General features: G+C 63.6%; 11 protein-coding genes. 3 read left to right on the top strand and 8 right to left on the bottom strand.

Annotation, left to right across the window (positions count from 1 at the left end):
- The first annotated feature begins 188 nt into the window (after positions 1-188).
- Positions 189-1,115, top strand: coding sequence for a LysR family transcriptional regulator (locus KIP88_RS05180; RefSeq protein WP_214486785.1), 927 nt, complete (start codon positions 189-191; stop codon positions 1,113-1,115).
- 64 nt (positions 1,116-1,179) lie between these two features.
- A complete protein-coding gene (gene kdgD / locus KIP88_RS05175) occupies positions 1,180-2,130 on the top strand; it encodes a 5-dehydro-4-deoxyglucarate dehydratase (protein WP_214486784.1) in 951 nt (316 codons plus the stop codon).
- Positions 2,131-2,373: 243 nt separating this feature from the next.
- Here kdgD and mmsB read toward each other — a convergent pair whose 3' ends face one another.
- The 7 genes from mmsB to KIP88_RS05140 all read right to left on the bottom strand — a co-directional run bounded on the left by mmsB (position 2,374) and on the right by KIP88_RS05140 (position 10,122).
- Positions 2,374-3,555 carry a multiple monosaccharide ABC transporter permease gene (mmsB, locus tag KIP88_RS05170; RefSeq protein WP_108512923.1) on the bottom strand — a complete coding sequence of 394 codons (1,182 nt, stop codon included), beginning with the start codon at positions 3,553-3,555 and terminating at the stop codon, positions 2,374-2,376.
- Positions 3,552-5,114 carry a multiple monosaccharide ABC transporter ATP-binding protein gene (mmsA, locus tag KIP88_RS05165; protein ID WP_214486783.1) on the bottom strand — a complete coding sequence of 521 codons (1,563 nt, stop codon included), beginning with the start codon at positions 5,112-5,114 and terminating at the stop codon, positions 3,552-3,554. Before mmsA ends, mmsB begins: the two co-directional genes overlap by 4 nt.
- Positions 5,115-5,203: 89 nt before the next feature.
- The gene (gene chvE, locus KIP88_RS05160; protein ID WP_283848488.1) at positions 5,204-6,277 is read right to left on the bottom strand and encodes a multiple monosaccharide ABC transporter substrate-binding protein; all 1,074 of its coding nucleotides are present in this window, start codon (positions 6,275-6,277) and stop codon (positions 5,204-5,206) included.
- A gap of 116 nt (positions 6,278-6,393) precedes the next feature.
- Complete coding sequence (locus tag KIP88_RS05155) at positions 6,394-7,278, bottom strand: SMP-30/gluconolactonase/LRE family protein (RefSeq protein WP_214487282.1); 885 nt, start codon at positions 7,276-7,278, stop codon at positions 6,394-6,396.
- 8 nt (positions 7,279-7,286) lie between these two features.
- A complete protein-coding gene (locus KIP88_RS05150; RefSeq protein WP_214486782.1) occupies positions 7,287-8,426 on the bottom strand; it encodes an aldose epimerase family protein in 1,140 nt (379 codons plus the stop codon).
- Positions 8,423-9,355, bottom strand: coding sequence for a Gfo/Idh/MocA family protein (locus tag KIP88_RS05145; RefSeq protein ID WP_214486781.1), 933 nt, complete (start codon positions 9,353-9,355; stop codon positions 8,423-8,425). The genes KIP88_RS05150 and KIP88_RS05145 overlap by 4 nt, the downstream gene beginning before the upstream one ends.
- Positions 9,352-10,122, bottom strand: coding sequence for a FadR/GntR family transcriptional regulator (locus KIP88_RS05140; RefSeq protein ID WP_214486780.1), 771 nt, complete (start codon positions 10,120-10,122; stop codon positions 9,352-9,354). Before KIP88_RS05140 ends, KIP88_RS05145 begins: the two co-directional genes overlap by 4 nt.
- 295 nt (positions 10,123-10,417) lie before the next feature.
- Between KIP88_RS05140 and garD the strand changes: the two genes are divergently transcribed.
- Complete coding sequence (gene garD / locus KIP88_RS05135) at positions 10,418-11,953, top strand: galactarate dehydratase (RefSeq protein WP_214486779.1); 1,536 nt, start codon at positions 10,418-10,420, stop codon at positions 11,951-11,953.
- A 52-nt stretch (positions 11,954-12,005) separates the two neighbouring features.
- Here the strand turns inward: garD and KIP88_RS05130 are convergent, their stop codons facing one another.
- A complete protein-coding gene (locus KIP88_RS05130) occupies positions 12,006-12,461 on the bottom strand; it encodes a host attachment family protein (RefSeq protein ID WP_214486778.1) in 456 nt (151 codons plus the stop codon).
- Positions 12,462-12,756 lie beyond the last annotated feature (295 nt).

The raw sequence follows: 12,756 nt of genomic DNA, 5'->3' as shown, positions 1-12,756 counted from the left end.
TCACCGGCAGGCTGCAGGCCTTCGAGGCTGCGTTGCGAGAAATGATAGGTCATGGGCAAGGTCGCCCATGAACTAGTCTGCGGATAGGTCGATACCTTTTTTGGATGGATCGGCCATGTCTCAGCCTATAGAAGCAGGACATCCGGCCGGTGACCGGCCCCTCGTCTCACGTTGAAAATACGGGTTTCATGTTTGAGTTGAGCCAGTTGCGCTGCTTCGTTGCAGTTGCGGAAGAACTGCATTTCGGGCGCGCGGCGCTGCGGCTGAACATGACGCAGCCGCCGCTCAGCCGCCAGATCCAGATTCTCGAACGCGTCCTCGATGTCACGCTGCTGGAGCGGAGCAACCGGGCGGTCAGGCTAACGCCCGCCGGGCAGCGTTTTCTGACCGATGCGCGGCATCTCCTCAAGCTGGCGGAAAGCGCGGCCGTGCTGGCCCGGCGGATGGCGAACGGCAAGGCCGGATCGATCAATATCGGCTTCACCGCGACCTCCGCCTACAGCTACGTGCCGGCGCTGGTCGCGGCCTGCCGGCGCGAACTGCCCGATATCGAGATCTCGCTGAAGGAGATGGTATCCAGCGATCAGCTCAAGCGGCTCGACTCCGGCGAGATCGATATTGCCCTGCTCCGCCCGCCGATTCCACGCGGCAATCTCGGCGCCTTCCGTGTGACGGCGGAGCCGCTGATCGCGGCACTGCCGAGCGGCCACCCGCTGGCGCAGGCAGCCCAATTGCGTCTGGAGGATCTCGCGGGCGAGCCCTTCATCATGTACGAGCCCTATGAAGCCCGCTATTTCCACGATCTCCTGGTCGAGCTGTTTTCACGCGCAAGCCTGGTGCCGAATTATGTGCAGCATCTTGCCCAGATCCATTCGATCCTCGCCATGGTGCATTCCAGTGTCGGCGTGGCGCTGGTCCCCGAGGCCGCGCTGAATCTGCATTTCAGCGGCGTGGTGCTGCGCCCCGTTCTGATGCAGTGGCAGCGGCCGGCCGAGTTGTTCTTTGTCTGGCGCGGCGACAACGACAATCCGCTGCTTCCCATCATTGGCGACATCGCCCGAGGCCTTGCCGCGGAGGCAAGCTCGATCCAATCAATGGATCGATCGATACAGTGATTGGGTGTCCATCCCCGGCCATCTTGCATTAATCGTTCAGCCTAAGCCGCTGAAGGATCAAAGCATGAGCAGGATGCCCCCCAAGGAGATGGCCAGCCGGATCGGCAATGGCCTGCTGTCGTTTCCCGTCACACCGTTTCGGCCCGACAACGCGTTCGACGAGGTCCGCTACCGCTCCAATCTCGACTGGCTGTGCGGCTATGAGGTGGCAGGGCTCTTTGCCGCCGGCGGCACCGGCGAATTCTTCTCGCTGAGCCCGGCCGAGGTCGCGAAGGTGGTGGCAACGGCCGTGAGCCAGACCAAGGGGCGCGTGCCGGTCCTCGCCGGGATCGGCCATGGTACGGCGACGGCGACGCAGCTCGCCATTGCGGTCGAGGCGGCTGGCGCCGATGGCGTGCTGCTGCTGCCGCCCTATCTGGTCTTCTCGGAACAGGAGGGCCTGGCGGCCCATATCGAGGCGGTGTGCAATGCCACAAAGCTCGGCGTCATCGTCTATAACAGAGACAATGCGATCCTGAACGAGGATACGCTCGAAAAGCTGTGCCAGCGCTGTCCCAACCTCGTCGGCTACAAGGACGGCATCGGTGACATCGAGTTGATGACCCGCATCCATCTGCGCATGGGCGACCGGCTGACCTATATCGGCGGGCTGCCCACGGCCGAGACCTTTGCACTGCCTTATCTGGAAATGGGCGTAACCACCTACTCCTCCGCAGTATTTAACTTCGTCCCGGAGTTCGCGACCAAGTTCTACTCCGCCGTGCGCCGCCGCGACCGCGAGACGGTGCAGGCGGGGCTCCGCGACTTCATCCTTCCGCTGATCGAGATCCGCAACCGCAAGCGTGGCTATGCCGTCTCGATGATCAAGGCCGGTATGAAAGTGATCGGCCGTGACAGCGGCCATGTCCGTTCGCCCCTGACCGACCTGACGCCGGCCGAGACCGAGGAGCTTGCGGCGCTCGTCGCGCACCTCGAAATGTGCGAGTTCGCAAAGCGGGAGCTGGCGGCTGCCTAGATCGGGATGGGTTGGAGTCGAATCGATTTCGCCGTTAGTGCGAAGCACGATCTCGTGTCCCGGATGCCGTGCAGATACTCTTCGGCGGTACACCGCAAGGCCCGGACACAAAATCGCGAAAACAACCCCATGCAAAGTAGAATGGGCCCCGGCCCGCAGCACTTTGGCCGCTTGCGTCCGGGGCACGAGATGGTCCGTCGTCACGGCCCAACCTAATCTCATCCTGCTCTAGCCGCCAAGGCGCTATCGCCGCTGATTGTAGACATCGAGGCAGACGGCGCCGAGCAGCACCAGCCCCTTGATCACCTGCTGGTAGTCGATGCCGATGCCGAGGATGGACATGCCGTTGTTCATGACCCCCATGATCATGGCCCCGATCACCGCGCCGCCGACCCTGCCGACCCCGCCATAGGCGGATGCGCCTCCGATGAAGCAGGCCGCGATGACGTCGAGCTCGAAGCCGGCGCCGGCCTTCGGCGTCGCGGTATTGAGCCGCGCGGCGAATACGAGGCCGGCGAGTGCAGCCAGCACCCCCATGTTGACGAAGGTCAGAAACGTCAACCGTTCGGTCTTGATGCCGGACAGGCTCGCGGCCCGGGCGTTGCCGCCGATAGCGTAGATATGACGGCCAATCACGGTGCGGGTGGTGACGAAAGCATAGAGCCCGATCAGCGCCGTCATGATGACAAGCACGTTGGGCAGGCCGCGATGCGAGGCGATCAGGCCGGCGAAGAACACAATCACGGCGAACAGCACCGCGCTCTTGGCGACGAAGAAGCCAAAGGGTTCCACGTCGATGCCGTGCGACGCCTGCCGCGCCCGGCTCTTCGCGCTGGTATAGACCAGCGCCACCGCCAATACGGCACCGATCAACAGCGAGGTCGGATACAGCGTACCGGCGCCGGGAAACAATTCCGGGATGAAGCCCGAGGACAGTTTCTGGAAGGTCGGCGGAAACGGCCCGACCGACTGTCCCGCCAGGATCGCGAGCGCAAGCCCCTTGAACACCAGCATGCCGGCCAGCGTCACGATAAAGGACGGGATCTTGAAATAGGCCACCCAATAGCCCTGTGCGGCGCCGATCGCCGCGCCGACGAGCAGGCAGGCGAGGAAGGCCAGCGGATAGGCAACGTGATAGCGCACCATCAGCACCGCCGCGACGGCGCCGACGAAGCCCGCGACCGAGCCGACCGACAGGTCGATATGGCCGGTGACGATGATCAGCAGCATGCCGAGCGCCATGATCACGATGTAGCTGTTCTGCAGCACCAGATTGGTCAGGTTGAGCGGCTGCAGCAGCGTGCCGTCGGTCATGACCTGGAAGAACAGCATGATCGCAAACAGCGACAGCAGCATGCCGTAGTTGCGCAGATTGTTCTTGATGAAGCCGGTGTGCCCGGGCAGCGCAACCGCCTTGTCGGTCATGGCCGCAAATCTCCCTGAAGTACCTTCTTGTCCATTTCCTTGTTGCGCATGATGGCGCGCATGATCCTTTCCTGGGTGGCCTCGGCGGCGGCGAATTCTCCGACAAAGGCGCCGTCATTCATCACGCAGATGCGGTCGCAGACGCCGAGCAGTTCCGGCATTTCCGACGAGATCATCACCACTCCCTTGCCCGCCTCAGCAAGCTCGTTGATGATACAGTAGATTTCGTATTTTGCCCCGACATCGATGCCGCGCGTCGGCTCGTCGAGGAATAATACTTTCGGATCGGTCATCAGCCATTTCGACAGCACCACCTTCTGCTGGTTGCCGCCGGATAGCTGGCCGGTCTCCTGATAGACGTCGGAACACCTGATCCGCATCCGGTTGCGGTAATCGTTCGCAACGCGCAATTCGGACATGTCATCGATCATACCTTGGCGCGCCACGCGGCCGAGGCTAGCGAGCGTGATGTTCTTGCGGACGTCGCTGTCCAGGATCAGGCCGAGCTGCTTGCGATCCTCGGTAACGTAAGCGAGGCCGGCATCGATCGCCGCCGCCACGCTCGACAGGTTGACTTCCCTTCCGTCGAGCCAGACGCGGCCGCTGATCCGGTCCCCCCAGGCGCGACCGAACAGGCTCATGGCGAATTCGGTACGGCCGGCGCCCATCAATCCGGCGATCCCGACCACCTCGCCGCGCCGGACCTCGAAATCCACTCCTTTGATCACGCGGCGTTCCCTGTGGAGCGGATGATGCACCGTCCAGTCCTGCACGGCGAAAACAGGTGCGCCGATCGCGGCGGTGCGTTGCGGAAAGCGATGGGCAAGGTCGCGATCGACCATGCTGCGGATGATCCGGTCCTCTTCCACCGGCTCGGCCCGGCAATCGATGCTGTCGACGGTGCGGCCGTCGCGCAGCACCGTGATCCGGTCGGCGACGCGCGCGACCTCCGACAATTTGTGGGAGATCAGGATCGAGGCGATGCCCTGGGCGCGGAACGCAAGCAGGCGATCCAGCAATGCAGCGCTGTCGTTCTCGTTCAGACTGGCGGTCGGCTCGTCGAGGATCAGCAGCCGCACCCGCTTGGACAAGGCCTTGGCGATTTCCACCAATTGCTGCTTGCCGACGCCGAGGTCCGTCACCAGCGTGTCGGGCATCTCGGTGAGGCCGACCTGGGCGAGCAGTTCCTTGGTCCGGCGGTAAACCGTGTCGCGGTCGATCACGCCAAGACGTGAGGGCGGATGCGACAGGAAGATGTTCTCCGCGATCGACATCAGCGGAATCAGCGCCAGCTCCTGGTGGATGATGATGATGCCCAGCGCCTCGGAATCATTGACGTCGCGAAAGCGCCGCTCCTCGCCGTCGAAGATGATGCTGCCTTCGTAATCACCGTAAGGGTAGACGCCGCTGAGCACCTTCATCAGGGTCGACTTGCCGGCGCCGTTCTCACCGACCAGCGCATGGATCTGCCCCGCCTCCACCGTGAAGTTCACGTCGCGCAGGGCCTGAACGCCGGAAAAACTCTTGCTTACGCCGCGCATTTCGAGAATTGCGGTCATCGCGCCATCACGTCCATTATCTGTTCACCCGCAGCGATCGGATACAGGCAGGTGGCGGCGCCGGGTCATTGCCGGCGCCGCCGTCCCACTCAGTCGAACTGCGAACGCTTGTAGTAGCCGCTGTCGATCAGCACCTTCTCCCAGTTGCTCTTGTCGACGACGACAGGTTTCAGGAGATAGGACGGTACCACCTTGACGCCATTGTTGTAGGTCTTGGTGTCGTTGACGGTCACTTCCTTGCCGCTGAGCGAGGCATCCACCATGTCGGCGGTGACGCGGGCGAGATCGCGGGTATCCTTGAAGATGGTCGAATACTGTTCGCCGCGTTGCATCGACTTGATCGACGGCACTTCGGCATCCTGGCCGCTGACAACCGGCATCGCCATGTTGCCGCTGCCATAGCCGACGCCCTTCAGCGAAGAGAGAATGCCGATGGACAGGCCGTCATAGGGAGAGAGCACGGCATCGACCCGCTTGCGGCCATAGAACGCGCTCAGGAGGTTATCCATGCGTGCCTGGGCGGTGGCGCCGTCCCAGCGCAGGGTCGAGACCTTGTCCATGCCCTTCTGGCCGCTGCCGATCACCAGCTTGCCACTGTCGATATAAGGTTGCAGCACCGACATCGAGCCATTGTAGAAGAAGTAGGCGTTGTTGTCGTCCGGCGAGCCGCCGAACAGCTCAATATTGAAGGGCCCCTTGCCTTCCTTCAACCCGAGCCCCTGCTCGATCGACTGCGCCTGCAGCACGCCGACCTGGAAATTGTCGAAAGTGGCGTAGTAGTCGACATTGGGCGTGTCACGGATCAACCGGTCATAGGCGATGACCGTGATCCCCTTGGCCTTGGCCTGCTTCAGCACGTCCGACAGCGTGGTGCCGTCGATCGCCGCAATCACCAGCACCTTGGCGCCCTTGGTCACCATGTTCTCGACCTGCGAGAGCTGGTTCGGAATGTCGTCCTCGGCATATTGCAGGTCGGTGCCGTAGCCGCGCTCCTTCAGGATTTTTACGATGTTGTTGCCATCGTCGATCCAGCGTGCCGAGGACTTGGTCGGCATGGCGATGCCGACGGTCCCCTTGCTCTGGGCGAAAGCGCCGCTCACCGCCGCTGCGGCCATGGTTGCTGCCAGCGCAACGGCCGACAATGTGGTCTTCAGACTAGTCATGCTTCACTCCCTTGATATCAGAGGATTTATGGTTCCTGGATCGTCAGACCGCTGAATGCGGCTCTTGATACTCAGTCGTTCTCGCGCGTTTGGCCGCCGCGCCTCGCCTTCCTCCGTCAACCCGTTGCAAGTTTTACGTCTGGTTCAGGGCGGCCACGCGCGGCCACATCGAGCACGAAGGTGCGGCCATGATCGGGATCGGCGCGTCTCGCTTCTTCCGCCATCCCCTGCCAGGCCGAGGTAACGAGCAGACGCGAGAAATCCTGTCCGACAAAGGCGGGACAACTCGACTGCCGGGCCGGGACGCGGAGCGTGCGCAGATGCTCGCCTTGCGAGCTGTAGACGTCGATGCAGCCGTCGCCCCAGCGTGCATTCCAGATCAGCCCGTCGGCATCGACCACTGCGCCATCGATGCCGCCGCCGTGCCGCCGGGTAACCAGCGCGGCCGGTTCACCGCGCGGCAGGCCGGTCGCCGCATCGAGATCGACGCGGAACAGCACATTCTTCCCCGTGTCGGCGAAATAGCCGATAGTCCCGTCCGGCGAGAAGCAGATCGCATTCGGGATCGTGATGCTTTCATAGAGGCGCGACAGCTCACCGCGATGCAGCGCATAGATGGCCCCCAGCCCCCGCTCGGCCTGGCGGCCCATGGTGCCGATCCAGAACGTACCTGACGGATGAACGCGGGCGTCGTTCGAACGCGTTGCAGCATTGCCTGCTTCGAGCGGACGGTACAGCGTCATCCGCCCATCCGCCTGCTCGCGGATATAGAGACCGTCATCCGCAACGAGAAGCTGACGATGCGCGTCGATCCGCCCAAGCGCGCTGCCCATCACGTCGAGGGAATGGATGGTGGTCTGCCCGGTGTCGAGCCGCGCCTCGAACAGCCGGCGCTCGAGGATGTCGAACCACCAGGCCGTATCGGTGGCTGCGTCGTACGTCGGTCCCTCGCCAAGATGGCATCGCTCACCACAGAGAACAGCCGTCGGTACCTCTTCCATCTCACCGCTCATCGCCCCGCTCCCTCAGGCGACTCTACCGCGGATTGTGTCTCGATTGCGCCGTGAATTGCATGCGTAAAGCGGTACAGCGTGGTGTGGCGATAGACCTCGCCCGGGGTAAGCCGTGCGGTCGGGAAGTCAGGTCGATTGGGCGTATCGGGCCACGCGTGCGGTTCGAGGCACATGGCGTCGGACTGCCGATAGAGGCGGCCGCCCTTTCCGGCGGTGGAGCCGTCGAGAAAGTTTCCGGAATAGACCTGCAGCCCGGGCTGGTTGGTGAACAGTTCGAGCACGCGGCCGGACGCTGGCTCAGTGAGCCGCGCGGCGAAGCGGGGCTCGCCGCTTGCCGGCGCGAGGCAGAAATTGTGATCGTAGCCGCGGCCAACCCGGAGCTGCGGATGGTCGTCGCGAATTCGCGCACCGATCTCGACGCCGGCACGGAAGTCGAACGGCGTGCCGGCCACCGCACAGGGCGGCTGCGGCAGCGGGATCGCACCAGCATCAATGGCAAGAAAATGATCCGCTGCCACGGTGAGGTGATGATCAAGAATATTTCGGCCCGAGCATGCGCCGGCCAGGTTGAAAAAGCTGTGGTTGGTGAGGTTGACCACGGTGGGCCGATCGGTCCGCGCCGACATATCGAGCAACAGTTCCATCGGCCCGACCAGGCGCCAGGTCACCTCTACGTCCAGCGTGCCGGGATAGCCCTCTTCGCCATCGGGACTGGTACGCGCAAGCATCACAGCCGGACGCGCGCCATTGTCGATCGCAACAATCCGCCAGTTGTGCCGATCGAAACCTTCCAACCCGCCATGCAATGCGTTGGGCCCGTTATTGGCCGCGAGTTGCACGTCAGCCCCATCGAGCGTGAAGCGCGCACCGGCGATGCGGTTGGCGTAGCGGCCGACGGTTGCGCCGAAGAACTGGCGCCGGGCGAGATATCCCGCGAACTTGTCATGGCCGAGCACGATGTCGTCGCGGCGTCCGGCGGCATCCGGCACCAGCAATGCCTGCAGCGATGCGCCATAGGTCATGATGCGCGCTTCCAGTCCATCCGCGGCCTGCAAGGTCACGCGCTCGACTTCGGTGCCGTCGGGCAGCAGCCCGAAGGAGGAACGCGCGACACGCGGAATGGAAGACACGCTCATGCCGCGTCCTCAAATGGTTCAACCATGCGGCGTCGTCCCAGCAGGAACGCGTCGGCAACGAGCTGAAGCGGCGCCAGATCGACGTCGGCCTCGCCAGTTTCCGCGAGTTCGCGGAAGCGGCGATAGAGCCCGGCATATTCGGCATCGGGGGCATCGACGAGCTGCTTGCCCCCTGCCCGCAACCTCGCCCCGCCCATGGAAAGCGTGACCGGGCCACTATCAGTGTCGAGATCAACGTCCCAGCTCTGCGGGCCGGTCTGGAGGAAGTCGAATTCGGCCGTGATCTTCAACCCCTGCGCGTCGCTGAGCGCAAGGCTGGCTGCGATCGGCGCATCGCGATTGGCGGGGAATGCGAGGTCAGCCGACGTCACGAACAATGGCTGCGGCAGAATCCGCGTCAGGATCGAAAGCGCGTTGATGCCGGGATCGAACACGCCGAGCCCGCCCGGCTCAAAGATCCAGGCCTGACCCGGATGCCAGACCCGCACGTCTTCCTTCCAGGTAATTTTGACTGATGTAACCTGCCGGCCGGCGAGCAATTGCCGCGCCGGCTCGACGGCAGGCGCGAACCGCGAGTGCCAGGTGGCGAACAGCGTGCGTTGCGCGGCCCTTGCGGCGGTCACGAGCGGAGTAATTTCGGCTACCGTGGCTCCCGGCGGCTTTTCCAGCATCACATGCTTGCCGGCGGCAAGCGCCATCGCCGCCTGCGCGTGGCGAACCTGCGGCGGGGTGCACAGCGCCACCGCGTCGATCTCCGGGCCGTCGCGCAGCAGTTCATCGAGCGTCGCCGCATGCGGCACGCCGGGAAGCGAGGCATTGCGGCTGGCGACGGCAACCAGCTCCACGCCGTCAGTCGCAGCAATCGCCGGCACATGCTGGTCGCGTGCGATTTTGCCGAAGCCGACGATGGCGACGCGAAGCGGGCTCATGATCGCTCTCCTGACTCGACGGCCGCAGGCGCAGCGCCTGATGATGCCGGCGTTCCCTCATGACGGCGCAATCCATTGTGGATCACCTCGATCATGGCGGCAGTCGCCGCCTCGGCGTCGCCGCTCTCGATCGCATCGACAATACGCTGATGCCACAGCAGCACCGTCTCGCGGTCCTGCGTTTCGACCGGCGCGCTGAGCAGGAATGAGGCCCGCAACGCCGCCTCGATGACGTTGCCGATCGAGCGCATGAACAAATTGCCGGAGGCGTTGGCGACGGCCAGATGCAGGGCAAGATCGCCGTCGGCAAAACCAACGGAGTCGGAGGCCTCCGCCCGCATTCGCGCCATGCTCCGGTTGAGTTCGGCGATATCGGCCTCCGAGCGCCGGCCGGCCGCAAGCGCGGCGGCGCGCGGTTCGACCGCGAGCCGGATTTCGGCGAGATCGTTGAGAAAACGCCGGTCGATGCCGGCATCGAGATGCCAGGCCAGCACGTCGGCGTCGAACATGTTCCAGGCGCCGCGCTCGCGCACCACGGTGCCGACCCGCGCCTTGGTGGTGAGCAGCCCCTTCGCCACCAGGGTCTTGACGCTCTCGCGCAACACCGGCCGCGATACGCCGAACATCCCTGTGAGTTCGGCATCGCCCGGCAGGCGTCCGCCTTCGGCGTAACGGCCGGCAATGATGTCGACGCCGATGCTGCGGGCAACCTCGGCGTGGTTGGAATGCGCGCGACGCGTCGGGATGACGACAAGCCGGGACGTCATGATTTCCATCCCCGAAATCGGTATGAAGGCACCTTGTTGGCTGTCCGTTGGCGACAGCACGGGCAATATTTCACGGAAGGTCTGCGCTGACTAGTAATATTATTTTACTATTTGGTTCCTCAGACGCTACGTCAGGTCCAAGGATTAGTTTCCCATAATCCGACCGTCGCGCTCATACCCGCCGGCTTCTTGTCCGAAGAGCCGCTTGATCGCACGCGCGGTTTGACCTTGATTGCCTCGATCATGCTGCGCAGCTACGCGTTGCCTGATGCCTTCAGTGAACTAAGGATTCGACATGCAGCCCGTCACCGCGAAACCGCTCTACATCCGCATGCATGCGGACGATAACGTCGCGATCGTCGCGAACCGCGAAGGCCTGCACCCGGGCGCTGAGTTCGCGTGCGGTTTGCGGCTGATCGAGCAGATTCCGCAGGGACACAAGGTTGCCCTCGCCGATATCGGAGAAGGCGAAGCCATCCGCCGCTACGGCGAGGTTATCGGTCGTGCCGCAGCGCCGATCGCGAGGGGTAGCTGGGTCAAGGAATCGCTGGTGCAGATGCCCGACGCGCCATCGTTCGACAATCTGCCGACGCCAAGCGGCGGCGCGATCAGGCTGCCGCCGCTGGAAGGCTACACGTTCGAAGGCTATCGCAATGCCGACGGCTCGGTCGGCACCCGCAACATCCTCGCGATCTCGACCAGCGTGCAATGCGTCGCCGGCACGGTCGAGTTCGCGCTGGACCGGATTCGCAAGGAGCTATTGCCTGGATATCCCAACGTCGACGACGTGGTGGCGATCACGCATGCCTATGGCTGCGGCGTCGCGATCAACGCGCCGGGTGCTGCCGTTCCGATCCGCACGCTACAGAACCTGGCCCGCAATCCCAATTTCGGCGGCGAGGTGATGATCGTTGGCCTCGGTTGCGAGAAGCTGCAGCCTGAATTGTTGCTGCCCGAGGGCATGAGCGCCGACGACGAAATCATGCGTATGCAGGACGAAGGCCTCACCGGATTCGGTGAAATCGTCGAGAACATCGTGGAGATGGCCGACTCGCGCCTCAAGATATTGAACCAGCGGCGGCGCGAAACCTGCCCGGCGTCGGCGCTGGTGGTCGGCATGCAATGCGGCGGCAGCGATGCGTTCTCAGGCGTGACCGCCAATCCGGCGCTGGGCTTTGCTGCTGATCTTCTGGTGCGCGCCGGCGCCACCGTGATGTTCTCCGAAGTTACGGAAGTGCGCGACGCCATCCATCTGCTGACGCCGCGCGCGGCGAGCCAGGACGTTGCGGACGCGCTGGTGCGCGAGATGGCCTGGTATGACCGCTATCTCGCCGGCGGCGAAGCCGACCGCAGCGCCAACACCACGCCGGGCAACAAGAAGGGCGGCCTCTCCAACATCGTCGAGAAGGCGATGGGTTCGGTGATCAAGTCAGGCACCAGCCCGATCGCAGGCGTGCTCGCGCCGGGTGAGCGAGTGAGCCAAAAAGGGCTGATTTTTGCGGCCACTCCGGCCAGCGATTTTGTCTGCGGCACGCTGCAACTAGCCTCCGGCATGACGCTGCACGTCTTCACCACCGGCCGCGGCACGCCCTATGGGCTCGCCGCCGTGCCGGTCATCAAGGTCTCGACCCGCAGCGAGCTCAAGCAGCGCTGGCACGATTTGATCGACGTCGATGCCGGCAGCATCGCGACCGGCGACGCCACGATCGAGGACGTCGGCTGGCAGATCTTCCGTCTCATGCTCGATGTGGCGAGCGGCCGCGAGACCTGGGCCGAACACTGGAAGCTCACCAACTCGCTTGCGCTGTTCAATCCGGGCCCCGTGACCTGACCAGGTGCAAGCTGCAAGCCTTGCCGCCGCGAGCTGCGGCGGCTGCAGGCCGCTACGCCGCCATCAGCTTTTCGATATCGGGTATCGGATGGGAAGTTAATTCCTTCGAAATTTCGCCGACAATCCGCTCTGTCACTTCGGCATGAAATGCCTGTCGGAGATTGCCCAGCACCTTCGCGGGCGCCACGACGACCAGCTGGTCGAAGCGGTTACTGTGAGCAAGGCGATAGAGCGCTTCGGCAATGGCGCCGGCGAACCGCTCTTCCGCGATATAATGCCAGTCGGCCTGCTCCATGGCACTTCGGGCCGTGCCGACGCTCTGGATAGACCGCCCGGGACGGTCAGTTCCCTGTTCGCGCGTTGCGGGATTGTCCTGCTCGAGGACGTGCTCGACCTCCAGGTCGAGCTGCTGCGGGGTACCTTTATTGCGTAGAAAGAGGGCCTTTTGTCCATCGCCGATGAGAACGAGCGCGTTGTGAGAAATGCGGGGTTTTGGTTCAGTCGCCATTATCGTTGCTCCATGTGGCCCAACGCATGAACTGGGGCGTGGTTGCCTGCGGGACGATGAAACTCGTAACCAATTCGGCCGCGCACTTTGAATCAAATGCCAGAAACGTACCGCCGTTCGTCGCGGCTGCGCGACAACGAAGAGAAAGCGGGCCGCAGCCTCCTCTCCTTACTTCCATAATGTCGATCGTCGATTTCATCTACCAGCCGGCGTTCGCCCGGCTGGATAGTATAGCTCCGATCGTCACGCTCGACCTTTCGGAACTCCGTCCCCATTGCCCGCCCACGTCGGAACC

Origin of the sequence: Bradyrhizobium sp. SRL28 (genome assembly GCF_018596315.1) — a bacterium.
Lineage (GTDB): Bacteria > Pseudomonadota > Alphaproteobacteria > Rhizobiales > Xanthobacteraceae > Bradyrhizobium.
The sequence above is the reverse complement of the archived record's forward strand: the minus strand, read 5'-3'. Positions and strand labels throughout refer to the sequence as shown.